The sequence below is a fragment of the Massilia agri genome (assembly GCF_024753255.1).
Lineage (GTDB): Bacteria > Pseudomonadota > Gammaproteobacteria > Burkholderiales > Burkholderiaceae_D > Telluria > Telluria agri.
On the sequence record NZ_JANUHA010000004.1, the window covers coordinates 175,633 to 197,546 of the forward strand.

Annotated in this window: 26 protein-coding genes; 17 read left to right on the forward strand and 9 right to left on the reverse strand. The window is 63.3% G+C overall.

Annotated elements, in window-relative coordinates; genetic code table 11:
• Positions 1-9 precede the first annotated feature (9 nt).
• The 16 genes from NX780_RS07875 (at position 10) to tatC (ending at position 11,175) form a co-directional block, all read left to right on the forward strand.
• A complete protein-coding gene (locus NX780_RS07875; RefSeq protein WP_258827312.1) occupies positions 10-246 on the forward strand; it encodes a BolA family protein in 237 nt (78 codons plus the stop codon).
• 2 nt (positions 247-248) lie between these two features.
• Entirely contained in the window at positions 249-1,499 is a 1,251-nt protein-coding gene (murA, locus tag NX780_RS07880) for a UDP-N-acetylglucosamine 1-carboxyvinyltransferase (protein WP_258827313.1), read from the forward strand.
• Positions 1,500-1,508: 9 nt separating this feature from the next.
• On the forward strand, positions 1,509-2,174 hold the full coding sequence (hisG, locus tag NX780_RS07885; RefSeq protein WP_258827314.1) for an ATP phosphoribosyltransferase: 666 nt from the start codon (positions 1,509-1,511) through the stop codon (positions 2,172-2,174).
• A gap of 8 nt (positions 2,175-2,182) precedes the next feature.
• The gene (gene hisD, locus NX780_RS07890) at positions 2,183-3,502 is read left to right on the forward strand and encodes a histidinol dehydrogenase (RefSeq protein ID WP_258827315.1); all 1,320 of its coding nucleotides are present in this window, start codon (positions 2,183-2,185) and stop codon (positions 3,500-3,502) included.
• Entirely contained in the window at positions 3,499-4,323 is an 825-nt protein-coding gene (locus tag NX780_RS07895; RefSeq protein WP_258827316.1) for a DNA-methyltransferase, read from the forward strand. The genes hisD and NX780_RS07895 overlap by 4 nt, the downstream gene beginning before the upstream one ends.
• On the forward strand, positions 4,320-5,423 hold the full coding sequence (hisC, locus tag NX780_RS07900; protein ID WP_258827317.1) for a histidinol-phosphate transaminase: 1,104 nt from the start codon (positions 4,320-4,322) through the stop codon (positions 5,421-5,423). The genes NX780_RS07895 and hisC overlap by 4 nt, the downstream gene beginning before the upstream one ends.
• Positions 5,424-5,466: 43 nt before the next feature.
• Positions 5,467-6,057 carry an imidazoleglycerol-phosphate dehydratase HisB gene (gene hisB, locus NX780_RS07905; protein WP_036253395.1) on the forward strand — a complete coding sequence of 197 codons (591 nt, stop codon included), beginning with the start codon at positions 5,467-5,469 and terminating at the stop codon, positions 6,055-6,057.
• A 5-nt stretch (positions 6,058-6,062) separates the two neighbouring features.
• The gene (gene hisH / locus NX780_RS07910) at positions 6,063-6,704 is read left to right on the forward strand and encodes an imidazole glycerol phosphate synthase subunit HisH (RefSeq protein WP_258827318.1); all 642 of its coding nucleotides are present in this window, start codon (positions 6,063-6,065) and stop codon (positions 6,702-6,704) included.
• Between the two features lie 40 nt (positions 6,705-6,744).
• The gene (hisA, locus tag NX780_RS07915; protein WP_258827319.1) at positions 6,745-7,521 is read left to right on the forward strand and encodes a 1-(5-phosphoribosyl)-5-[(5-phosphoribosylamino)methylideneamino]imidazole-4-carboxamide isomerase; all 777 of its coding nucleotides are present in this window, start codon (positions 6,745-6,747) and stop codon (positions 7,519-7,521) included.
• Positions 7,522-7,525: 4 nt separating this feature from the next.
• Entirely contained in the window at positions 7,526-8,287 is a 762-nt protein-coding gene (gene hisF / locus NX780_RS07920) for an imidazole glycerol phosphate synthase subunit HisF (protein WP_258827320.1), read from the forward strand.
• Positions 8,288-8,289: 2 nt separating this feature from the next.
• On the forward strand, positions 8,290-8,709 hold the full coding sequence (gene hisI, locus NX780_RS07925; protein WP_258827321.1) for a phosphoribosyl-AMP cyclohydrolase: 420 nt from the start codon (positions 8,290-8,292) through the stop codon (positions 8,707-8,709).
• Positions 8,702-9,043, forward strand: a complete 342-nt coding sequence (locus NX780_RS07930) for a phosphoribosyl-ATP diphosphatase (protein ID WP_258827322.1) — start codon at positions 8,702-8,704, stop codon at positions 9,041-9,043. Before hisI ends, NX780_RS07930 begins: the two co-directional genes overlap by 8 nt.
• Positions 9,044-9,188: 145 nt before the next feature.
• Complete coding sequence (locus NX780_RS07935) at positions 9,189-9,563, forward strand: histidine triad nucleotide-binding protein (protein ID WP_258827323.1); 375 nt, start codon at positions 9,189-9,191, stop codon at positions 9,561-9,563.
• Positions 9,564-9,657: 94 nt separating this feature from the next.
• The gene (tatA, locus tag NX780_RS07940) at positions 9,658-9,900 is read left to right on the forward strand and encodes a Sec-independent protein translocase subunit TatA (protein ID WP_258827324.1); all 243 of its coding nucleotides are present in this window, start codon (positions 9,658-9,660) and stop codon (positions 9,898-9,900) included.
• 9 nt (positions 9,901-9,909) lie between these two features.
• On the forward strand, positions 9,910-10,419 hold the full coding sequence (gene tatB / locus NX780_RS07945) for a Sec-independent protein translocase protein TatB (RefSeq protein ID WP_258827325.1): 510 nt from the start codon (positions 9,910-9,912) through the stop codon (positions 10,417-10,419).
• Positions 10,420-11,175, forward strand: coding sequence for a twin-arginine translocase subunit TatC (gene tatC, locus NX780_RS07950; RefSeq protein WP_258827326.1), 756 nt, complete (start codon positions 10,420-10,422; stop codon positions 11,173-11,175). It abuts the gene before it with no gap.
• Positions 11,176-11,212: 37 nt separating this feature from the next.
• Here tatC and rfbA read toward each other — a convergent pair whose 3' ends face one another.
• Together rfbA and rfbB are read right to left on the reverse strand one after the other, a co-directional pair.
• Complete coding sequence (gene rfbA / locus NX780_RS07955; RefSeq protein WP_258827327.1) at positions 11,213-12,100, reverse strand: glucose-1-phosphate thymidylyltransferase RfbA; 888 nt, start codon at positions 12,098-12,100, stop codon at positions 11,213-11,215.
• Positions 12,097-13,173 carry a dTDP-glucose 4,6-dehydratase gene (gene rfbB, locus NX780_RS07960; protein WP_258827328.1) on the reverse strand — a complete coding sequence of 359 codons (1,077 nt, stop codon included), beginning with the start codon at positions 13,171-13,173 and terminating at the stop codon, positions 12,097-12,099. The genes rfbA and rfbB overlap by 4 nt, the downstream gene beginning before the upstream one ends.
• Before the next feature lie 275 nt (positions 13,174-13,448).
• Here rfbB and NX780_RS07965 point away from each other — a divergent pair, with 275 nt between their 5' ends.
• Positions 13,449-15,245 carry a hypothetical protein gene (locus tag NX780_RS07965; RefSeq protein ID WP_258827329.1) on the forward strand — a complete coding sequence of 599 codons (1,797 nt, stop codon included), beginning with the start codon at positions 13,449-13,451 and terminating at the stop codon, positions 15,243-15,245.
• 9 nt (positions 15,246-15,254) lie between these two features.
• Here NX780_RS07965 and rffA read toward each other — a convergent pair whose 3' ends face one another.
• From rffA to NX780_RS08000, 7 genes are all read right to left on the reverse strand, one after another.
• Positions 15,255-16,391, reverse strand: a complete 1,137-nt coding sequence (gene rffA, locus NX780_RS07970) for a dTDP-4-amino-4,6-dideoxygalactose transaminase (RefSeq protein ID WP_258827330.1) — start codon at positions 16,389-16,391, stop codon at positions 15,255-15,257.
• Complete coding sequence (locus NX780_RS07975; RefSeq protein WP_258827331.1) at positions 16,388-16,798, reverse strand: GtrA family protein; 411 nt, start codon at positions 16,796-16,798, stop codon at positions 16,388-16,390. The genes rffA and NX780_RS07975 overlap by 4 nt, the downstream gene beginning before the upstream one ends.
• On the reverse strand, positions 16,795-17,496 hold the full coding sequence (locus NX780_RS07980) for a WbqC family protein (protein WP_258827332.1): 702 nt from the start codon (positions 17,494-17,496) through the stop codon (positions 16,795-16,797). Before NX780_RS07980 ends, NX780_RS07975 begins: the two co-directional genes overlap by 4 nt.
• Positions 17,493-18,059: a PglD-related sugar-binding protein gene (locus tag NX780_RS07985; RefSeq protein WP_258827333.1), complete on the reverse strand. Its 567-nt coding sequence runs from the start codon at positions 18,057-18,059 to the stop codon at positions 17,493-17,495. Before NX780_RS07985 ends, NX780_RS07980 begins: the two co-directional genes overlap by 4 nt.
• The gene (locus NX780_RS07990) at positions 18,047-19,060 is read right to left on the reverse strand and encodes a glycosyltransferase family 2 protein (RefSeq protein WP_258827334.1); all 1,014 of its coding nucleotides are present in this window, start codon (positions 19,058-19,060) and stop codon (positions 18,047-18,049) included. Before NX780_RS07990 ends, NX780_RS07985 begins: the two co-directional genes overlap by 13 nt.
• A gap of 279 nt (positions 19,061-19,339) precedes the next feature.
• Positions 19,340-21,235 carry a DUF885 domain-containing protein gene (locus NX780_RS07995; RefSeq protein ID WP_258827335.1) on the reverse strand — a complete coding sequence of 632 codons (1,896 nt, stop codon included), beginning with the start codon at positions 21,233-21,235 and terminating at the stop codon, positions 19,340-19,342.
• A 141-nt stretch (positions 21,236-21,376) separates the two neighbouring features.
• Positions 21,377-21,859, reverse strand: a complete 483-nt coding sequence (locus tag NX780_RS08000) for a hypothetical protein (RefSeq protein WP_258827336.1) — start codon at positions 21,857-21,859, stop codon at positions 21,377-21,379.
• Positions 21,860-21,914: the final 55 nt, after the last annotated feature.

A 21,914-nucleotide genomic window follows, 5' to 3' on the forward strand; every position in this document is an offset into this window, starting at 1 on the left:
AGTTACCTCGTGTCGACCACACCCGAACTGATCCACAGCTACATCAGCGCTGGCCTCGAATGCACCCATTTGCACGTGGAGGGCGACGGCCAGCATTTCACGGCCGTGATCGTCTCGCCTGCCTTTGCCGGCAAGCGTCCGATCCAGCGCCACCAGCTGGTGTACGCTGCACTCGGCGATCGCATGCGCGAGGAAATCCACGCGCTGTCGATGAAAACCCTGACCCCTGACGAGTACCAAGGCTAATCATGGACAAGCTGCAAATCAATGGCGGCAAGCGCCTGAACGGTGACATCCCGGTTTCCGGCGCCAAGAACGCGGCGCTGCCCATCCTGTGCGCGGGCCTGCTCACCGGAGGCGACCTCGAACTGTCGAACGTGCCGCGCCTGCACGACGTGCGCACCATCCTCAAGCTGCTCGAGCAGACCGGCCTGAAGGTCACCCAGGACGACGAGCGCGTCACCCTGAACGGCGCCAACATCACCTCGCTCGAAGCACCGTACGAGCTGGTGAAGACCATGCGCGCCTCGATCCTGGTGCTGGGCCCCCTGCTGGCGCGCTTCGGCGAAGCCAAGGTCTCGCTGCCGGGCGGCTGCGCCATCGGTTCGCGCCCCGTGGACCAGCACATCAAGGGCCTGCGCCAGATGGGCGCCGAGATCACGATCGAAGGCGGCTACATTTACGCCAAGTGCGCGAAGCTCAAGGGCGCGCGCATCCTCACCGACATGATCACCGTGACCGGCACCGAGAACCTGCTGATGGCGGCAACGCTGGCCGAAGGTGAGACCGTGCTGGAAAACGCCGCGCGCGAACCGGAAGTGACCGACCTGGCCAACCTCCTGGTGTCCATGGGCGCGAAGATCGAAGGCATCGGCACCGATCGCCTGGTGATCCAGGGCGTGGAGAGCCTGCATGGCGCGAAGCACGCCGTGATCTCGGACCGTATCGAAGCCGCTACTTTCCTGTGCGCCGTGGCGGCCACCGGCGGCGACATCGTGCTGCGCAACACCCGCACCGATATCTTCGACGTGGCGCTCGACAAGCTGCGCGAGATCGGCCTGCAACTGGACGTCGGCACGGACACCATCCGCGCCCGCATGGACGGCCGTCCGCATCCGGTCTCCTTCCGCACCACGGAATACCCGGGCTTCCCGACCGATATGCAGGCCCAGTTCATGGCCGTGAACATCCTGGCCGACGGGTCGAGCCGCGTCACCGAGACCATTTTTGAAAACCGCTTCATGCACGTGCAGGAGATGAACCGCCTCGGCGCCCAGATCTCCACCGAGGGCAATACCGCCTTCATCAAGGGCGTCGATCGCCTGGTCGGCGCGCCCGTGATGGCCACCGACCTGCGCGCCTCGGCTTCGCTCGTGATCGCCGGCATGGCCGCGGAAGGCACCACCATCGTCGACCGCATCTACCACCTGGACCGCGGCTACGACCGCATGGAAGTGAAGCTGTCCGCCGTCGGCGCCGACATCGTCCGCATCAAGTAAATGAGCACTATGAATCGACACGGGGAACCGGGCCTGATCCTGGCCCTCTCCAAGGGCCGGATCTTCGAGGACACCCTGCCGCTGCTCGAAGCAGCGGGCATTACCGTCCTTGAAAATCCGGAAACCTCGCGCAAGCTGATCCTGCCGACCAATGACCCGGGCGTGCGCGTGCTGATCGTGCGCGCCAGCGACGTGCCGACCTATGTCCAGCACGGCGCCGCCGATTTCGGCGTGGCCGGCAAGGACGTGCTGCTCGAGCATGGCGGCGAAGGCCTGTACCAGCCGATCGACCTGCGCATCGCCTGCTGCCGCATGTCGGTGGCGGTGAACGCCGGCTTCGACTACGAGACGGCGGTGCGCCAGGGCGCGCGCCTGCGCGTGGCGACCAAGTTCGTGAACACCGCGCGCGAGCACTTCGCCGCCAAGGGCGTGCACGTCGACCTGATCAAGCTGTACGGTTCGATGGAACTGGCGCCGCTGGTCGGCCTGTCGGACGCCATCGTCGACGTCGTCTCGACCGGCGGCACCCTGCGCGCCAACAACCTGGTCGAAGTCGAAAAGATCATGGACATCTCCTCGCGCCTGGTGGTCAACCAGGCCGCGCTCAAGCTCAAGCGCGAGCGCCTGCAACCCATTCTCGACGCCTTCCAGAAAGCGTCGCAAGCACAAGGCTGAAGCACATCATGGCAGTACAGATCCGCAAGCTCGACTCCACCGCCCCCGACTTCAAGCAGACGCTGTCAAGCCTGCTGGCATTCGAAGCCGAAACCGACGACGCCATCGAGTCAAGCGTCGCGAAGATCCTGGCGGACGTGAAGCATCGCGGTGACGCTGCCGTGCTGGAGTACACCAACAAATTCGACCGCATCCCGAACGGCGGCGCCAGCTCCATGGCCGCCTTCGACATCCGGCAGGACGAACTGGACGCGGCCCTCGCAGCCATCCCCGAGGCCCAGCGCAATGCGCTGCGCACGGCGGCCGAACGCATCCGCGTCTTCCACGAGCGCCAGAAGCAGGAACTCAACGGTTTTACCTTCACCGAGCCTGACGGCACCGTGCTGGGCCAGCGCGTGACCCCGCTCGACCGTGTCGGCATCTATGTCCCGGGCGGCAAGGCAGCCTACCCCTCGTCGGTCCTGATGAACGCGATTCCCGCCAAGGTCGCCGGCGTGCAGGAAATCGTGATGGTGGTGCCGACCCCGGATGGCGTGAAGAACCAGATGGTCTTGGGGGCCGCCGCGATCGCCGGTGTGACCCGCGTGATCACCATCGGCGGCGCCCAGGCCGTCGGCGCCCTCGCCTATGGCACCGAGACCATTCCGGCCGTGGACAAGATCGTCGGCCCGGGCAATGCCTATGTGGCGGCCGCCAAGCGCCGCGTGTTCGGCGTGGTGGGCATCGACATGATCGCCGGCCCCTCGGAGATCCTGGTGCTGTGCGACGGCACGACCGACCCGGACTGGATCGCGATGGACCTGTTCTCCCAGGCCGAGCACGACGAGCTGGCCCAGGCCATCCTGCTGTGCCCGGACGCGGACTACATCGCACGCGTGGAAGCGAGCATCCACAAGCTGCTGCCGACCATGCCGCGGCATGAAACCATCACGACCTCGCTGACCGACCGCGGCGCGCTCGTGAAGGTGCGCGACATGGAAGAGGCGTGCGCGATCGCCAACGACATCGCCGCCGAACACCTCGAGGTCTCCGCTGAAGACCCATTGAAGTGGGCCGACCGGATCCGCCACGCCGGCGCCATGTTCCTCGGCCGCTTCTCGTCCGAATCGCTGGGCGACTACTGCTGCGGCCCGAACCACGTGCTGCCGACTTCGCGCACCGCGCGCTTCTCCTCGCCGCTGGGCGTCTACGACTTCCAGAAGCGCTCGTCCGTGATCCAGGTGAGCGAGCAGGGCGCCCAGACCCTGGGCAAGGTTGCGGCCGAACTGGCCTATGGCGAAGGCCTGCAGGCGCACGCCCGCAGCGCCGAGCTCCGTATCAAATCATGAGCACCTGGGTCGACCAGGTCTTCTGCGAGGATGCGCTCACCGGCTTGGGACGCATCCCGGACGCGTCCATCGACCTGATCCTGACCGACCCGCCCTACAACCTCGGCAAGGACTACGGCAACGCCTCGGACCAGCAGAGCGTCGAGGCCTACCTCGCCTGGACCGAGCAGTGGATCGATGCCGTCCTGCCGAAGCTGAAAGCGAACGGCAGCCTGTACATCTTCCTCACCTGGCGCTTCGCGCCGGAGATCTTCGTGATGCTGAAAAAGCGCATGACGATGATGAACGAGATCATCTGGGACCGCCGCGTGCCCTCGATGGGCGGCAGCGTGCGCAGCTTCAGCTCGGTGCATGACACCATCGGCTTTTTTGTCAACCGCAAGGACTACTACTTCGACCTGGACGCCGTGCGCATTCCGTATGACGCCGAGACCAAGAAGGCGCGCTCGCGCTCGATCTTCATCGGCGCCAAGTGGCTCGAGGTCGGCTACAACCCGAAGGACGTGTGGAGCGTGTCGCGCCTGCACCGCGAGCATCCGGAACGCGCCGACCATCCGACCCAGAAGCCGCTCGAGATCATCGAGCGCATGGTGAAGGCCTCCTGCCCTGCGGGCGGCATCGTGCTCGACCCCTTCATGGGCAGCGGCACCACGGCGATCGCCGCGCGCCAGACCGGGCGCCACTTCACCGGCTTCGAACTCAACCCCGCCTACTGCGACATCATCCGGGAGCGCCTGGCCGCGCCCGAGGTGCCTGTCGCGGGGGCAAAGAAACGCAAGAGCGCCGCGAAGAGCGCGCCGCTGAACGAGGAACCTGCATGAGCGCCATCGAGAACCTGATCGCCAATACCATCCGCGAAGACGTCCGCAACATCGCCAGCTACCACGTGCCGGACGCGAGCGGCTACATCAAGCTCGACGCGATGGAAAACCCGTATCAGCTGCCGGACGCGCTGCGCGCCGAACTGGGCCAGCGCCTGGCCGACGCCGCGCTGAACCGCTATCCGGTGGCCTCCTATGCCACCCTGAAGCAGAAGATCTGCGCCGGCCTGGGCGTCCCCGCCGGCTACGACGTCCTGCTCGGCAACGGCTCGGACGAACTCATCTCGATCATGGCCACCGCCGTCGCGCGGCAGCAGCTTGGTGCCGAGATGCGACGCGCCGTCATCATGGCGCCGACCCCGGCCTTCGTGATGTTCTCGCGCTCCGCCCAGTTCGCGGGCGCGGACTTCGTCGGCGTGCCGGTGAAAGCCGACTTCTCGCTCGACCTGCCCGCCATGCTGGCCGCTATCGAACAGCACAAGCCCGCGCTGGTCTTCCTGGCCTACCCGAACAACCCGACCGGCAACCTGTTCGATGCCGACGACATGGTCGCCATCATCCGCGCCCTGGGCGAGACCGGCATCGCCGTGGTCGACGAGGCCTACCAGCCTTTCGCGAAGAAGAGCTTCATGGGCCGCCTGCCGGAGTTCCCGAACCTGGTCGTGATGCGCACCCTGTCCAAGCTGGGCCTGGCCGGCATCCGCCTCGGCTACCTGTCCGGCGACGCGAAGCTGCTGGAACAATTCGAGAAGGTGCGCCCGCCCTACAACGTCAACGTGCTGACCCAGGTGGCCGCCGAGTTCGCGCTCGACCACCTCGAGGTGCTCGACAGCCAGGCCGAGATGCTGAACGCCGAGCGCGCGCGCCTTGCCGCCGAACTGGCGGCGCTGCCGGGAGTCGAAGTGTTTCCGTCGGCTGCGAATTTCATCTCGCTGCGCGTGCCGGATGCCGACAAAGTCTGCGCGCAACTTCGCAGCGAAAAGGTGCTGATCAAAAATTTGAGTAAAATGGACAAGGTGTTGGCCAATTGCATTCGCGTCACGGTCAGCACACCAGAAGAAAACACCGCATTCCTGACAGCCCTGAAAGCTTCCCTATAGCAGCGTTTCTTTCCTTAAAGAGACGCCACACGAGCACCCTGCAATGACCCGCACCGCCGAAATCACGCGCAACACCAACGAGACGCAGATCCGCGTCGCGATCAACCTGGACGGCACCGGCCGCCAGAAACTGAACACTGGCGTCCCCTTCCTGGACCACATGCTCGACCAGATCGCGCGCCACGGGATGATCGACCTCGAAGTCGAGGCCGTCGGCGACCTGCACATCGATGCCCACCATACCGTCGAGGACACCGGCATCACCCTCGGCATGGCGGTGGCCAAGGCCGTGGGCGACAAGAAGGGCATGGTCCGCTACGGCCACTCCTACGTGCCGCTGGACGAGGCGCTGTCGCGCGTGGTGATCGACTTCTCGGGCCGTCCGGGCCTGGAAATGCACATCCCCTGGACCCGCGCCATGATCGGCACCTATGACGTCGACCTGACGGGCGAATTCTTCCGCGGCTTCGTGAACCACGCCGGCGTGACCCTGCACATCGACAACCTGCGCGGCGTGAACGCGCACCACCAGTGCGAGACCGTGTTCAAGGCCTTCGGCCGCGCGCTGCGCATGGCCACCGCGCTGGACGAACGCGCCGCCGGCATCATCCCTTCGACCAAAGGCAGTCTGTAAGAGCCATGACGAACAAGATTGTGGTGGTCGATGGCCTGGGTAACCTGCGCTCGGTCGCGCAGGCGCTGCGCGCCGCCGCGCCCGAGGCCGACATCCTGGTGTCGAACAAGCTTGAAGACATCGATGCCGCCGACCGCATCGTGCTGCCGGGGCAGGGCGCCATGCGCGACTGCATGCGCAGCCTGCGCGAATCCGGCGCCGAGGAGGCGCTGCTGCGCGCGGTAAAAAACCGCCCGGTGATGGGCGTGTGCGTGGGCGAGCAGATGCTGTTCGACGAGAGCGAAGAGAACGAAGGCACGCCGGGCCTGGGCCTGCTCCCGGGACGCGTTGTGCGCTTCCAGCTGGACGGCAAGCTGCAAAGCGACGGTTCCCGCTTCAAGGTGCCGCAAATGGGCTGGAACCGCGTGCGCCAGACCCGCGCCCACCCGCTGTGGGAAGGCGTCGAGGACGGCAGCTATTTCTACTTCGTGCACAGCTACTACGCGGCGCCCGAACAGGCCAGCGACACCATCGGCGAGGCCGACTACGGCGGCATGTACACCTGCGCCGTGGCCCGCGACAACCTGGTCGCCACCCAGTTCCACCCCGAGAAGAGCGCAGCCGCCGGCCTGCGCCTGTACCGCAATTTCATCAACTGGAAGCCGTAATTTTTACGCTCATTTCCTCGTCAACCAACCGACAACGACCATGCTGCTGATCCCCGCCATCGACCTCAAAGACGGTCACTGCGTCCGCCTGAAACAGGGTGACATGGACCTCGCCACCGTATTCTCCGAAGACCCCGCCGAAATGGCGCTGCACTGGCTGAAGAAGGGCGCGCGCCGCCTGCACCTGGTGGACCTGAACGGCGCCTTCGCCGGCAAGCCGAAGAACGAGGCGGCGATCAAGTCCATCCTGCAGACCGTGCAGGACTACGCCGAAGAGATGGGCATCGACGAGATCCCGGTCCAGCTGGGCGGCGGCATCCGCGACCTCGACACCATCGAGCGCTACCTGGACGACGGCATCACCTACATCATCGTCGGCACCGCCGCCGTGAAGAACCCCGGCTTCCTGCACGACGCCTGTGGCGCCTTCCCGGGTTCGATCATCGTCGGCCTGGACGCCAAGGACGGCAAGGTCGCCACCGACGGCTGGAGCAAGATGTCCGGCCACGAAGTCATCGACCTGGCCAAGAAATTCGAAGGCTACGGCGTCGAATCGATCGTCTACACCGACATCGGCCGCGACGGCATGATGGCCGGCGTGAACATCGAAGCCACCGTCAAGCTGGCGCAAGCCGTCAAGATCCCCATCATCGCTTCGGGCGGCGTGCACAACCTGGCCGACGTCGAAGCGCTGTGCGCGGTGCAGGACGAGGGCATCGAAGGCGTGATCTGCGGCCGTTCGATCTACGAAGGCACGCTCGACCTGGCCTCCGCCCAGGAACGCGCGGACGAACTGACCGAGGGCGCGCAAGCCTAAGCACATGCTCGCAAAACGCATCATTCCCTGCCTCGACGTGACCGGCGGCCGTGTGGTCAAGGGCGTCAACTTCACCGAGCTGCGCGACGCCGGCGACCCGGTCGAGATCGCGCGCCGCTACGACGGACAGGGCGCGGACGAAATCACCTTCCTCGACATCACCGCCTCGAGCGACGGCCGCGACCTGATCCTGCCGATCATCGAAGCCGTGGCCTCCACCGTGTTCATTCCGCTCACCGTCGGTGGCGGCGTGCGCAAGGTCGAAGACGTGCGGCGCCTGCTCAATGCCGGCGCCGACAAGGTGTCGATGAACACCTCTGCCGTCACCAATCCGCAGCTGGTCTTCGACGCTTCGCAGAAGCACGGCTCCCAGTGCATCGTGGTGGCGATCGACGCCAAGCAGGTCGCCCCCGGCAAATGGGAAGTCTTCACGCACGGCGGACGCAACCCGACGGGCCTCGATGCCGTCGAGTGGGCGCGCAAGATGGAAAGCCTCGGCGCCGGTGAGTTATTGCTCACTTCGATGGACCGCGACGGCACCAAGATCGGTTTCGACCTGGGCCTGACCCGCGCCGTGTCGGATGCGGTCGGCATCCCCGTGATCGCCTCGGGCGGCGTCGGCGGTTTGCAGGACCTGGCCGACGGCATCCTCGAAGGCCACGCCGACGCGGTGCTGGCCGCCAGCATCTTTCACTACGGCCAGCACACGGTCGGTGAAGCCAAGCGCTTCATGGCGCAGCAGGGCATCCCGATGAGGCTGGAGTAATCATGCCGACCAACGCCAAGTGGCTGAACAAGGTGCGCTGGGACGAACACGGCCTGGTGCCGGTGATCGCCCAGGAAGCGGCGAGCGGCGACATCCTGATGTTCGCCTGGATGAACCGCGAGGCGCTCGCCAGGACGGCGGAGCTGGGCGAGGCCGTCTACTGGAGCCGTTCGCGCAAGAAGCTGTGGCACAAGGGCGAGGAATCCGGCCATACCCAGCGGGTAGTAGAGATGCGCCTGGACTGCGACGAAGACGTCGTCCTGCTCAAGATCGAGCAGAAGGGCGGCATCGCCTGCCACACCGGGCGCCATTCCTGCTTCTATCAACGCTTTAACCCTGAGGGTGAGGACTGGCAGGCGGTCGACCCCGTGCTGCAGGACCCCGACACCATCTACTCCGCACAAAAGAAATCCCATGAGTGACATCCTGGCCCGCGTTGCGGCCGTGATCGAGTCGCGCAAGCCAGACGCTGGCGGCGACCCGGCGACCTCCTACGTCGCCAAGCTGTTTTCGAAGGGCGACGACGCCATCCTGAAGAAGATCGGCGAAGAAGCCACCGAGACCGTCATGGCCGCCAAGGACGCGCGTGTCTCGGGCGACGCTTCCAAGGTCCTGTACGAGACCGCCGACCTGTGGTTCCACTCGATGGTGTTGCTGGCCCAGTTCGGCTTGACGCCGCAGCAGGTGATCGACGAGCTGGGGCGCCGCGAAGGCGTATCGGGCATCGAAGAGAAAGCTTCCCGCCAAGAAAAATAAGCTGCTGGTAAGCACCTACTTACGCTTGCCTTCCCCGTATCCGGTGTCATAATCGTTCTTCCCGCGTCACACCGTTGTCATGCGGCGCCGGTAGGATGCACGGGCTTCCCTCCTGGGGGAATGCTGTCAACAATCTGGAGACAAGATGGACAACTGCATTTTCTGCAAGATCGTTGCCAAGCAGATTCCGGCCAGCGTCGTCTACGAAGACGATGAACTGCTGGCCTTCAAGGACATCAACCCGGCCGCTCCGGTACACCTGCTGGTGATCCCGAAGCAGCACGTGGCCACGCTCTCGGATTGCACCGGCGAGCACGCCACGGTGCTGGGCAAGATGCTGGCGCTGGCGCCGAAGCTTGCGGAAGAGCACGGCGTTGCGGTCAAGGTTGACGGCAACGGCGCACGCACTGGTGGCTTCAAGACCCTGATCAATAGCGGGCCGGACGGCGGGCAGGAAGTCTATCACCTGCACCTGCACATGTATGGCGGCAAGCGCCCCTGGCGCGGGCTGGGGACCTGAGCTTTTAATGGGGGCAGGACGCTCCCGCTTGGCGTATACTGAAACTGAGACTTTCCCGATTCACAGGCGCAAGGCGCCTTGCTAGGAGACAAACATGGGTTCGATGAGTATTTGGCACTGGGTCATTGTGCTGGTGGTCGTGATGCTGATTTTCGGCACCAAGAAGATCAGCAATATCGGTGGCGACCTGGGCAAGGCCGTGAAAGGCTTCAAGGATGGCGTGAAGGGCGAGGAAGAAAAGAACGCCGCTGCCGGCCAGTCGACCAGCCATCCGCCGCAGCAGGTCGCCGACAAGACGACCATCGACGTCGAAGCACGCGACAAGAGCCGCCATTAAGATCCGGGCATGATCGATCTCGGACTGTCGAAGCTGGCGATCATCGGCGTTGTCGCGCTGATCGTGATCGGCCCTGAAAAGCTGCCGAAGGTGGCGCGCATGGCGGGCACCCTGTACGGGCGCGCCCAGCGCTACCTGCACGACGTCAAGTCCGAGGTCAGCCGCGAGATCGAGCTCGACGAGCTGCGCAACCTGCACAAGGAAGTGCACGAGAGCGCGCAGTCGTTCAAGGACGAGGTCGAGCAATCCATGGCCAGCCACGTCGACGAGGTCGAGGCGTTGTGGGACGGCAAGGAACACGTGTCGTCTTCCACCTCGTCGTCCTCGCATGGTTTCGTCAGTACCAGCGACATCGAGCGCAAGGCGCGCGATTTCCGCCGCAAGAAGCTGGTGCGTACCTCGGCCGTTCCGAGCTGGTACAAGCACCGCACGAACGGCAAGACCCATGTGCTGTCCGGCGCCGCCCGCGTGCGCAAGTTCCGCCCGGGTTCCAGCAAATCCAAGACTTCCTTTTTCTAGATGACCGAAGAAGCCGCAGGCGAAGAAACCTTCATCTCCCACCTCGTCGAGCTGCGTGACCGCCTGGTCAAGGCGTCGATCGGGATCGCCATCGCCTGCGCGGCCCTGTTCATCTGGCCGGGGCCATCGACGGTCTACGACCTGCTGGCCGCGCCCATGATCGCGTCCTTGCCACCCGGCGCCAAGATGATCGCCACCGGGGTGGTCTCGCCCTTCCTGGTGCCGATGAAGGTGACCCTGCTGCTCGCCTTCATCCTCTCGCTGCCCTGGGTGTTCTACCAGCTGTGGGCCTTCGTCGCCCCCGGCCTGTATGCGCACGAGAAGCGCCTGGTGCTGCCGCTGGTGATCTCGTCCTCGCTGCTCTTCATCGGCGGCGTGGCCTTCTGCTACTTCTTCGTGTTCGGGCGCGTGTTCCACTTCATCGGCGAGTTCGCGCCGACGTCCATCGCGGTGACGCCGGACATCGAGAACTACCTCGACTTCGTCATGTCGATGTGCCTGGCCTTCGGCGCTACGTTCGAGGTGCCGGTGGTGGTGATCATCCTGGTCCGCATGGGCATCGTCAGCATCGAGAAGCTGCGTGCGATCCGCTCCTACGTGATCGTCGGCGCCTTCGTCATCGCCGCCATCGTGACGCCGCCGGACGTGGTCAGCCAGCTGGCGCTGGCCATTCCGATGTGCCTGCTCTACGAGCTGGGCCTGCTGGTGGCGCCGATGTTCGCGCGCATGACGCGGGCGCCAGAAGAGACGGCATAAGATACGCCCTGAGGGGGACTGGCGCCGCCCCAGGCGATCAGGTTTCGACCAGACGGCTCAGGTAGCGTCCGTAGTCGCTCTTGCGCAGCGGATGGATCAGGCGCTGCAGGTGCTCCGCATCGATATACCCTTTGTGGAAGGCAATCTCTTCCGGGCAGCTGACTTTCAGACCCTGGCGCTTTTCGATCGTGGCGATGAATTGGCCGGCGTCGAGCAGGGAATCGGGGGTGCCCGTGTCCAGCCAGGCGGTGCCCCGGCCCATCAGTTCGACCCGCAGGCGCTCGCGGCGCAGGTATTCGCGGTTGATGTCGGTAATTTCCAGTTCGCCGCGCGGGGACGGCCGGATGTCGGCAGCGATATCGCAGACCGTATTGTCGTAGAAATACAGACCGGTCACCGCGTAGTTCGACCGCGGCTGCTCGGGCTTCTCCTCGATGGAGAGGGCATTGCGCTGCTTGTCGAATTCGACCACGCCATACCGCCCGGGATCGTTGACGTGGTAGGCGAACACGGTGGCGCCTTCTTCGCGCACGTTCGCGGACTCGAGCTTGGCCTGCAGGTCGGTGCCATAGAAAATATTGTCACCCAGGATGAGCGCCGAGGGCGAATCGCCGATGAATTCCCGGCCGATGAGAAAAGCCTGCGCCAGCCCGTCGGGCGAAGGCTGTACCGCGTAGCGCAGGTCGATGCCCCATTGGCTGCCGTCGCCCAGCAGTTCCTGGAAGCGCGGCAGGTCGTGGGGCGTCGAGATGATCATCAGCTCGCGCAGCCCCGCCAGCATCATGGTGCTGAGCGGGTAATAAATCATCGGCTTGTCGTAGACCGGCAGCAGCTGCTTGGATACGCTGATCGTGACTGGATGCAGTCGGGTGCCTGAGCCGCCGGCCAGCAGGATGCCCTTGCGTTGCGGTGCCGAAGTGTTCATGTGCAGTTCTCCGTGGCGCGTTGCGTGTAGTTCTTGTCCAGCCAGGTCAGGTAAGCGCCTGACTGCACCTGCTTTACCCAATGCTCGTTCTCGAGGTACCAGCGTACGGTGCGCTCGATACCGCTGTCGAAGGTCTCGTCCGGCTTCCAGCCGAGCTCGCGCTCGATCTTGCGTGCATCGATCGCGTAGCGGCGGTCGTGTCCCGGACGGTCGGTGACGAAGGTGATCTGCTCGCGGTAGCTGCCCCGGGCGCGCGGCTTCAGGCGGTCGAGGATGTCGCACAAGGTCTGCACGACCTCGAGATTGGTGCGTTCGTTCCAGCCGCCGACATTATAGGTTTCGCCCGGCCGGCCGTTGGCCAGCACGGTACGGATCGCCGCGCAGTGGTCGGACACGAAGAGCCAGTCGCGCACCTGCTGGCCGTCGCCATACACCGGGAGCGACTTGCCGGCCAGTGCATTGACGATCACGAGCGGAATCAGTTTTTCCGGGAAGTGGTAGGGGCCGTAGTTGTTCGAGCAATTCGTGGTCAGCGTCGGCAGGCCGTAGGTATGGTGGTAGGAGCGCACCAGGTGATCGGACGCGGCCTTGCTCGCGGCATAGGGGCTGTTCGGCTGGTAGGGGGTGTCTTCCGTGAAAGCCGGATCGTCCTTGCCGAGCGTGCCGTATACCTCGTCGGTCGACATGTGCAGGAAGCGGAACTCCTCGCGCCGATTGCCGGACAGCGAGGACCAGTAGGCGCGCGCCGCCTCCAGCATCGAGAAGGTTCCATTGATATTGGTGCGGATGAATGCCCCGGGTCCGTGGATCGAGCGGTCCACGTGGCTCTCGGCCGCCATATGAACGATTGCGCGTGGCTTGTAGCGCTCGAGCAGTTCGGAGACGAAAGTCTGGTCACAGACGTCGCCGCGCACGAAGATGTGGTGCGGGTCCTCCTGCAGCGAGCAGAGGTTGGCCAGGTTCCCGGCATAGGTCAGCAGATCGAGATTGACGACCGTCTCGTCGGATGTGGCAAGCCAGTCGAGGACGAAGTTCGATCCGATAAATCCTGCGCCACCAGTTACGAGAATCATTGCACAGCCTTATTCAAAACAGAAAAATCAAGCAACAGAAACCATGCTCGAATAGTAGCTAACAAACAACTGTTGCAAACAATACATTAGAATATTGACGCTGGCAAGGATGCTGGTTTGCCACAAACATCACCAGACTGCATGTTGCACGTGTAATGTGTCAACACAAATAACACCAACGTAGGGACGTCACGTTCGCTGCCCATCCTGAAAGAATGTCAATCTTGTCTACCGCTCGCCCTCATTCGCTGATACCGCTCTACGTGTTGCCTGCCATGTTGATGCTGTTCGTCCAGGTTGCCCTCTACCTCTGGATGGCGCCGCGTGGTTTCGAATTCACCGATGAATCCTATTACCTGCACAACTTCCTGTATTGGAGAGAATTCACGGGAACGGTGACGTTTTTTGGTGCCTATTTCGAATGGCCATTCCGCCTTTCCGGCGCAAGCATCGCCGCCATGCGGGTTCTCTCCCTGGTGCTGGTGCTCGCCAGCACTGCGCTACTTGTGCGGCAAGTGATGTCGTTCAATTGGGAGGAGCAGGGCGCCGATGGGACGCGGCAGCGATTCTGGTATATGGTCGCGCCGATGGGCACGGCAATGCTGTTCTTCGGTTACTTGAGCACCTTGCGGGCGCCATCCTACAATCTCCTTTGCCTTGTCGCCATGGCACTCATGACGGCCTGCATGTTGAGTGTTCTGGCGCGGCGCGCAGCCGGCCGGAGCATGGGGGCTGCAGCCTTTCTGTATGGCCTCGCCCTTGGCGCCTGCTTCCTGTCCAAGGCGACGACGGCGGTATCGGTCACGCTGCTGCACACGGTTTTCTTCCTCGCCCTGAATCGCGATTGGGACTGGCGCTGGCTGTTGAAGCTCGTCACCCTGGTGACTGCGGGTTTCCTCCTGAATTTCGTCATGTTGACCTTGTCGTTTCCGGGCTGGCTGGAGATGCTGCAGGAGGGGATAGCGCTTACCCACGTGCGCGACGGCTCCTATTCCATGTGGATGGTGTTGAATGGCCTGCGCTGGGCTCTACAGAAGCAGTTGCCGGGCGCCGCCCCCTGGCTGCTTGGTGGCGCGCTATTGCTTTTCTTTGCACGCCGGAAAATCGCGCTCGCTTCGCCATTCGCCCGCTCTTTCCTGGTAGTTGCGCTGCTTGCCGTGGTGTCCTTCAGCCATGTCTACGAAGGCTGGAGACAGCTCTGGCTCATCGTCACGGCCTGCGTCGCGGCGGCCCTGTGGTTCATCGAGCGTCTGGCGCGCGGCGGCGGGTCCGCCGGATATGACGAGCGCCGTGAGTGCGCTTTAACGGTGCTGTTCCTGATGTCTCCGGTGGCGTTTTCTTTCGGGACGAACATGCCCTTGCTGGCGCATAGCGCCATCGCCTCATTGTTCGCCTCTATCGCCCTCTGCCTGCGACTGTACCGGCTGGGCGCCGCGCGCACGATTACCGGTCCGGCCCTGGCGTTCGCATTGGCCCTGATGTGCGCTCCGGCGCTGCTCACGCAGTGGCTGGCCTGGACGGATGTGCACCATACCTACAGGCAAGTGGCGCCGTTGGCGCAGCAGGATTCGCCGCGGGTACTGGGCACGGAGGGAAGCGTCGTGCGTGTCGATCAGGCAACAGCCCGCTCCTTGCAGGCATTGCAACAGATGGCTCGAAATGCGGGCCTGCCTGCTAACCAGGACATGCTCGATATGACCGGGGATAGTCCGGGCGTCATCTATGCGCTCGGCGCCCGCCCGCTCGGTTCGCCCTGGATGCTGGGCGGCTATCCCGGCAGCTCTGCCGCCATCGAGCGCGTCCTCCAGAAAGTGGATACGCAACGCGTTCGCGCCGCCTGGCTGCTGATCTCCCCAGACAAGTCACGGCGTGCACGCGACTGGCCCGCCATCATGGCGCGCCGTATCGGGCCCGGTTCGCACCGGCTGGCCGGAACTGTCGAGGTGGTCAATCCGGTCGCCGCCACCACGCCCGGCGAGCCGGCGACCGTTCACTTACAATTGTGGAAGCCGGTTGCGGCAAGCGGGGACGCAGCAACTGCCGCCACCATCATGCCGACGCGCATGCCCTGAAGATCGCCCTCAGTTTTCGTTGATCGCCGCAACGACTTCGGCGATCACGTCGGCATGCTCGGCTTCCAGGCCAATCCACAATGGCAGGCGCAACAGGCGTTCGCCGGCCGCATCGGTGTGCGACATGTCGTCCGCGGCGCGTCCCATCTCCTTGCCGACCGGCGAAGAGTGCAAGGGAATATAGTGGAAGACCGTCTGGATGCCGCGCGCCTTGAGGCGCGCGATCACCGCGCTGCGCGATTCGATGTCAGGGAACATCAGGTAGTACATGTGCGCATTGTGAGTGCATTCGCGCGGAATGGTCGGGCGGCGCACCTTGCCGGCCTTTTCCAGGCTGGCGAACCATTGGTGGTAGTTGGCCCAGATGTCGAGGCGGCGGCGGTTGATCATGTCGGCCTCCTCCATCTGTGCCCACAGGAAGGCGGCCATGATTTCGCCAGGCAGATAAGACGATCCCACGTCGACCCAGGTGTACTTGTCGACCTGGCCGCGGAAGAACTGGCTGCGGTTTGTCCCTTTTTCGCGAATGATTTCGGCGCGCGCCACGAAGCGCGGGTCGTTGACCAGCAGCGCGCCTCCTTCGCCGGAGATGATGTTCTTTGTTTCATGAAACGAGAGCGCCGCCATGTGCCCGATGCTGCCCAGCGGCCGTCCCTTGTAGGTCGACATGATGCCCTGCGCCGCATCTTCGATCACGAGCAGATTGTGGCGGCGCGCGATGTCCATGATGGTATCCATCTCGCAGGCGACGCCTGCGTAATGCACCGGAACGATCGCGCGCGTGCGTTCGGTGATCGCCGCTTCGATCTTGGTTTCGTCGATGTTCTGCGTGTCCGGGCGCACGTCGACGAAGACGGGCACGGCGCCGCGCAGGACGAAGGCGTTGGCAGTCGAGACGAAGGTGTAGGACGGCATGATGACTTCGTCGCCGGGACGGATGTCGGCCAGCATCGCGGAGATTTCGAGCGCGGCGGTGCAGGAGTGGGTCAGCAGCGCTTTCTGGCTGCCGATGTTCTGCTCCAGCCAGGCATTGCACTTCTTCGTGAACGTTCCGTCGCCGGCCAGGTGTCCGCTGGCATGCGCCTGCGAGATATACCAGAGCTCCTTGCCGGTCATATAAGGTTTATTGAAGGGGACGTTCATCATGCGGACTCCGGACAGGTCGATGGGTTGGCACGGGCGGGAAACACCCAGAATTTTTGAAGCACGAACATCAGCAGGGCGACCACGAAGATCATCGCGGCCTGCACGATCGCGTGGGGCAGGCGGGCGCCGTCGACCAGCACGAGCAGCGCCGCGAGGTTGACCAGATAGCCGAGCCCATAGGTCGCGAAATAACGCAGCAGGACAGTACGGTCCTGTTGCCGGTACTTGAAAGACCATTTCTTGTTGAAGACAAAGGTCTGCAAGGTGCCCACGATGAACAGCAAGGTCATTGCCAGCTTGTGGCCCATCCCGGCGCCGGTCAACAGCAAGTACAGACCGTAGCCTACAGCATTAGAAAGCAGCCCGACGATGCCGTAGCGGAGCGCCTGGAAAAACGTCGTCTTCATTGGCTTGCCTGGCGCTGGCCCCAGATGTAATCGCTCGCGGCGGGACCGGTGTGGAACAGCAGGTCCAGGACCGAAACGCCGTGCTCGAAGGGCAGAGGGCCCTGCGGATACTCGGGATAGCCGCTATAGTCCTTCCAGACCAGCTCGACGCCGAGGGCTGCACAGTCGGCTTCGTTAATATAGCTTTTCGCCGCCGGGCCGGAAATATAGTGCGTCGCGCCCGACTGTGCGACCAGATCGAGGATACGCTCCAGGCGCTTACCCGACAGCTGGTAGGCGCGCGAATCCTCGAACACCGTCCGGATCCCCAACAGCTCGGTGGAGATCAGCCTGATCATATGCTGGTTCAGCTCCGATAAATTGGTCCATTGGCGGCCGAGATAGATATCTTCGAAAAAAGCGCGGTAGCGCTCGAAGTGGGGCGCACGGCGGTAATTCTGGCGGATGGTGTCCCAGTGGATGGCCTGCCAGGCATGATCGTCGAGAGCAACCTCGCAGATCAGGCGCTTGGTGTCGGCGCCGCAGGGAATCGACAGCCAGCGTGGGCCGCCCGGGGTCATGATCTTGTTACGGTTGCGCCAGTCGCGGTTCGTGTACTGGACATCGTCATAGAAAATGAAGGTATCCGCATCGTGAATCAGGTCGAAATACCCTTTCCATGGAATATAGTTCGACTGGAGAATAACTACTTTTTTCATGCACCTGCTCCGGTATAACGTTCCAGCATTTTGATACGCGTCCGTGGCGGAACGACACAATGGTCGACGATCGCCGCCCCGGCGCCGACGAAGCTGTGCGCGCCCAGCCCGACATAGCCGCACAGTGTTGCGTTGGGCGAAACGAAGCAGTTTTCGCCGACGGTTGCATCATGGTTGATGCAGGCGCCCGGCCAGATGACCGCGATGTTCCCGAGAGACGCGCGCACGTCGACCACGGCGCCAGCCATGACCATTGCGCCTGCGCCCAGCGTGGCGGATTTCGCGACATAGGCGCGTGGATGAACCAGCGGCGGTGCGATGTAACCAGCCGACGTGACCCGTTCCCACACCTGCCAGCGCGCAGCAAGGTTGCCATAACCGATTGCAATAGCGATTTGAAAATTGCTGGGAGGATGCGTCTGCTTGACCCGATCCAGCGTGCCGAGCACATTGTCAGCCTGCGAAAAATCGTCAATCAGTCCTGCGACCCGGTAGCCGCAGTCCTCGGCCAGCTCCATCACCGTTTCCGAAAACTCCTTCGAGCCGTAGATCAGTAACTGCATCCGGTTTCCTCGCTTTCGCGCGCTTCCCCGGCAAAGGCCGGCCGCATGGGCATACGCCCGTAGATATCCTTGATGATGTAGGTAGGCCGATTCTGCACCTGGCTGAATACCTTGCCGAGGTAAATGCCGATCAGGCCCATGCTGGTCGTAGTGACTCCGAGGCTGAGCGCCATCAAGCCCATCAGCGACGTATAACCGATCATTGTGTCGTCGAACAGGATCTTCCTGCCCAGCAGATAGGCAAGGAACAGGAAGCTGATCAAGGTAATCGACACACCGATGTTGAACAACCAGGTCAGCGGCAGCACGGAGAATGAACTCACCGCATTGACCATCAGCTTGACGCGGCGCAGCAGCGTATAAGTGCTTTCTCCTTCACGCTGCGTCTTTTTCAACGGCATTCCGATCTGGGTGAAACCGGCCCAGCTCATCATGCCCGCCATGAACAGGTTACGGTCGCCAAGACGTAACAAGGCATCGACATAGCGTCGCGTCATGATGCGCTCGGTCGCAAGGTTTGGCGGGATCTTGGTGTCGCTAAGCAGATTGAATGCGGTATAAAACAGGCCTCCACTGGCCTTCTCGAACATCCCGCCCTTGCGCGCTTCCTGATAGCCGTAGACGACGTCCGCTCCGGTCGCGTCTTGCTTGGCCTTGAATTCGATCAAGGTCAGCGGCGAGACTTCCAGATCGCTGTCGATCAGGAACACCCGTTCGCCCCTTGCCTGCTGCAAGCCTGCCTGCATTGCATAGTGATGCCCGAAATTGCGCGACAAATCGACCACCACGAGTTCTGGAATCCGCTTTGTTGCATTCACCGCGTACTCGAGGGAATCGTCGGGCGAACCATCGTTGACCAAGACAATTTCAAATGAATGGCAGCCGATGGCTTTCACAGCCTCCAGGCATTCGGCGAGGAAGCGCTCCAGAAAAGAGCGTGATCGATACATTGTCGAGACGATGCTAATCGCTGGGCTGACCGATTCAGACGGGGTATGCATGCTTGATCCTTATTGCGCGATGACGACGCTACGGGTCGAGCGTCCTGCGTGATGCAAAAGTGCAAATCGGAATTTACCATTTGGCACTCAGATTGTCTTCACTTTAACGTTTACGTCGACCAAAATTGTCGACTAAGCAATAAAAAGTTGGGCAAATACAATATGAGGCGCCAGCGGGGAGCACGAGAAGGATGAGGTGCGATGGACGGCGGTGCAGGGAAGAAGAACGCCTGGCGGCTCGGAGCCACGCCGCCAGGCCGGGAGTGCGAGCTGTCGTTGTTACTGCATCAATTCGGAGATCATCTTCACCGGCGCATTGCCGTAGCTGAGGAACTGGTCGTGGAATTCCTTCAGGTCGAAGCGTTCGCCCAGTTGCTGCCTGCGGCGCTCGCGCAACTCCATGATCTGCTCGTAGCCGCTGTAGTAGCTGGTCAGCTGCACCGACGTGAGCTGCACGCGGCGCCACTTCTCGTCCGCTTCCTGGCGGGTCTGGAAGGCCTGGCGCACCAGCAGGTCAATCGCTTCCTGCTGCCCCATGCCCAGCACGTGCACGCTGTAGTCGAGGATGGTGTTGGTGACGCTGCGCAGGTTCCACTTCGAGTACATCAGCCACATCTCGGGCGCGTTGTCGCCGTAGCCGTTCTCCAGCATCATGCGCTCGCCGTACACGGCCCAGCCCTCGACCATGGCGCCGTTCCCGAACAGCGACTTCACCAGCGACGGCGAGCGGTTCGCATACACCAGCTGGGCGTAGTGGCCGGGGATCGCTTCGTGGATGTTCAGGATCTGCAGGATCCACTCGTTGTACTCGCGCAGGCTGCTTTCGGCCTGTTCGGCCGTGAGGTTGTCCAGCGGGGTGACGTTGTAATAAGTCTTGTCCTTCGGACGATACGGACCCGGCGCGTCGATGCTGGCGCCGGCCACGCCACGCTGGTACATCGGGGTCTCGCGCACTTCGAGCGGTTTGTCGGCGTCGAGCGTGAGGAGATTTTTTTCAAGGACGAACTTGTGCAAAGCCGGGATCTGGCGGCGGATCTCGGGCAGGAAGTTCTCGCGCGAGACGTGGCGCTCCGACAGTTTATTGATCATCATGCCGATCTTCTGGAAGCGGTCGCGCGGTTTCGCCACTCCCGCCATGTAGCGGGGCCACAGTTCGTCCGAGATCGTGTCCATGCGGGCGAGCAGCTCCTCGCGCGTGGCCAGGGCCTTGCGGAAGGTCTGCTCGGCGCTGCTGGAAGACTGGATCTCGAGCGCGAACTTCTGCTCGTACAGCTCCTTGCCGGCGCGGAAGGGACGGAAGTCCTTCGTGTTCTTGTCCAGCGCGGTGAGGAAGTCCACATAGCCCAGCACCGCGGTGCCGGCGTTCGCGATGCGCTGCGCGAAGATCGCCTTTTCCTGCGGCGTCAGGATCGACTCCTGCGCCGCCTTGCCCAGGTCGGCCAGCACCGCGATGGTGCCCGGGGCCTGGGCGATGGCGAGCTGGGTGTGCTCGCGGGTCGGCCTGGTGATCGAGGCCTGGGCCGCCGCGTAGAAGTCGGGCACGCCGGCCAGGCGCCTGAGGATGGTGCGCAGGCGCTGCGGCTTGGCGGCGTATTCGGTATTGAGGATCAGGTCGAGCGGCTGGGCGACGTTGTAGAGCGAGGGGTTCCACTCGTATTCGCGCCAGGTGCTCAGGTTCCAGCGGTCCTTCTCCAGCTTGTTCACCAGGAGGGCCAGGTCGGTACGCTGGCGCGCCGACAGCTGGCGCGTGTCGAGCTTGTTGAACTTCTCGAGCCACTCGTTGGCGAAGGCGAGTTTTTTCGCGCGGGTGGCGGCATCCGGGATGGTCAGGTTGGCGGCCTGGTCGAACTTGCCGACGTAGATGCCGCCTTCCGGATCGACGCGCCACAGTGCGGTCAGGTACTGCATGCTCATCGAGTCGAAGCGGCGGTCGAGGCGCTTCTCCGACGCGCTTGCCCTCGGTGCGGCGGCGACCGCGGTGGCCGCGGCGGCCGTGGCGACGACTGCCTTCTTTCCGGTCTTCTTCCTGACCGGCGCCTTCGATTTGCCGGTTTTTGCTTTGACCACCTTGGCGGCTTTCGCCTTGCCCTTGGCGGGCTTGGTGGTCTTGGCGCTGGCGGGGGCCAGCGCGAAACTCGCCAGCAGGACTGCCAGCGCGATCTTCGTTTTCATCATCCTGTTCGAACCCTGTGGATTAAAAGGTCGGCGCTCCCCTGCGCTTCCAGCGCATGGCGGAGCCACGGAAGAGTAGCACCATTCAGGCCGCTTGCGGGCGGCTGAAACATTCCGACACGCGGTCGCGCGCCGGGTAGCTATTCAGTCAATCTCGCCCTGGCGGATCTTCTGCTGGTGCAGGGCATTGACCGTGTCGACGGCCTGGCGGCCACGCGCGATGTGATGCAGCACGATCTCGCTGCCCTTCGTGAAGCGGTGGCCGATACGCACCGTGTAGGAACGCGTGACCCAGCTGACGAAGCCGTTCACAAAGGTGGCGTCGTCCATGTCACGCCATTTCACGCCCGCGACGCCCTTCTTCCAGGGCAGCACGCCGGATACCACCCACACGCCCACGTCGTCGTAGTACAGCTGCACGCTGCGCACCGAGAGAAAGCGGTAGGCGACGATCAGCGCCGAGGCGAGCAGCACGCTGGCCGCGGCGATCTCGTTCCACAGGAAGGCCAGCGGCAGCGCCACGAAGAACAGCACCACGGCCAAGGCGAGCACGCCCGCATAGGCCAGCCAGGATTTGACGCCGATGACATGGGCTTGCGCCGTCATTGCCGCTTTGTCCAGTTCCATGTGTCCCTGCTCTTCCGTAAAAGCGGCATGATCACATGGAATCGGCAGCCGCGCC

Excerpts from the sequence above, each read along its gene's own strand:
- NX780_RS07985 (WP_258827333.1), bottom strand. The coding sequence starts at position 18,059 with ATGCAGTTACTGATCTACGGCTCGAAGGAGTTTTCGGAAACGGTGATG.
- tatA (WP_258827324.1), top strand. The coding sequence starts at position 9,658 with ATGGGTTCGATGAGTATTTGGCACTGGGTCATTGTGCTGGTGGTCGTG.
- hisD (WP_258827315.1), top strand. The coding sequence starts at position 2,183 with ATGGCAGTACAGATCCGCAAGCTCGACTCCACCGCCCCCGACTTCAAG.
- NX780_RS07895 (WP_258827316.1), top strand. The coding sequence starts at position 3,499 with ATGAGCACCTGGGTCGACCAGGTCTTCTGCGAGGATGCGCTCACCGGC.
- hisC (WP_258827317.1), top strand. The coding sequence starts at position 4,320 with ATGAGCGCCATCGAGAACCTGATCGCCAATACCATCCGCGAAGACGTC.
- NX780_RS08000 (WP_258827336.1), bottom strand. The coding sequence starts at position 21,859 with ATGGAACTGGACAAAGCGGCAATGACGGCGCAAGCCCATGTCATCGGC.
- NX780_RS07930 (WP_258827322.1), top strand. The coding sequence starts at position 8,702 with ATGAGTGACATCCTGGCCCGCGTTGCGGCCGTGATCGAGTCGCGCAAG.
- murA (WP_258827313.1), top strand. The coding sequence starts at position 249 with ATGGACAAGCTGCAAATCAATGGCGGCAAGCGCCTGAACGGTGACATC.
- NX780_RS07980 (WP_258827332.1), bottom strand. The coding sequence starts at position 17,496 with ATGAAAAAAGTAGTTATTCTCCAGTCGAACTATATTCCATGGAAAGGG.
- NX780_RS07935 (WP_258827323.1), top strand. The coding sequence starts at position 9,189 with ATGGACAACTGCATTTTCTGCAAGATCGTTGCCAAGCAGATTCCGGCC.
- rfbA (WP_258827327.1), bottom strand. The coding sequence starts at position 12,100 with ATGAACACTTCGGCACCGCAACGCAAGGGCATCCTGCTGGCCGGCGGC.
- rfbB (WP_258827328.1), bottom strand. The coding sequence starts at position 13,173 with ATGATTCTCGTAACTGGTGGCGCAGGATTTATCGGATCGAACTTCGTC.
- hisF (WP_258827320.1), top strand. The coding sequence starts at position 7,526 with ATGCTCGCAAAACGCATCATTCCCTGCCTCGACGTGACCGGCGGCCGT.
- hisH (WP_258827318.1), top strand. The coding sequence starts at position 6,063 with ATGACGAACAAGATTGTGGTGGTCGATGGCCTGGGTAACCTGCGCTCG.
- hisB (WP_036253395.1), top strand. The coding sequence starts at position 5,467 with ATGACCCGCACCGCCGAAATCACGCGCAACACCAACGAGACGCAGATC.
- rffA (WP_258827330.1), bottom strand. The coding sequence starts at position 16,391 with ATGATGAACGTCCCCTTCAATAAACCTTATATGACCGGCAAGGAGCTC.
- NX780_RS07965 (WP_258827329.1), top strand. The coding sequence starts at position 13,449 with ATGTTGATGCTGTTCGTCCAGGTTGCCCTCTACCTCTGGATGGCGCCG.
- NX780_RS07990 (WP_258827334.1), bottom strand. The coding sequence starts at position 19,060 with ATGCATACCCCGTCTGAATCGGTCAGCCCAGCGATTAGCATCGTCTCG.
- tatC (WP_258827326.1), top strand. The coding sequence starts at position 10,420 with ATGACCGAAGAAGCCGCAGGCGAAGAAACCTTCATCTCCCACCTCGTC.
- NX780_RS07995 (WP_258827335.1), bottom strand. The coding sequence starts at position 21,235 with ATGATGAAAACGAAGATCGCGCTGGCAGTCCTGCTGGCGAGTTTCGCG.
- NX780_RS07975 (WP_258827331.1), bottom strand. The coding sequence starts at position 16,798 with ATGAAGACGACGTTTTTCCAGGCGCTCCGCTACGGCATCGTCGGGCTG.
- tatB (WP_258827325.1), top strand. The coding sequence starts at position 9,910 with ATGATCGATCTCGGACTGTCGAAGCTGGCGATCATCGGCGTTGTCGCG.
- hisI (WP_258827321.1), top strand. The coding sequence starts at position 8,290 with ATGCCGACCAACGCCAAGTGGCTGAACAAGGTGCGCTGGGACGAACAC.
- hisG (WP_258827314.1), top strand. The coding sequence starts at position 1,509 with ATGAATCGACACGGGGAACCGGGCCTGATCCTGGCCCTCTCCAAGGGC.
- hisA (WP_258827319.1), top strand. The coding sequence starts at position 6,745 with ATGCTGCTGATCCCCGCCATCGACCTCAAAGACGGTCACTGCGTCCGC.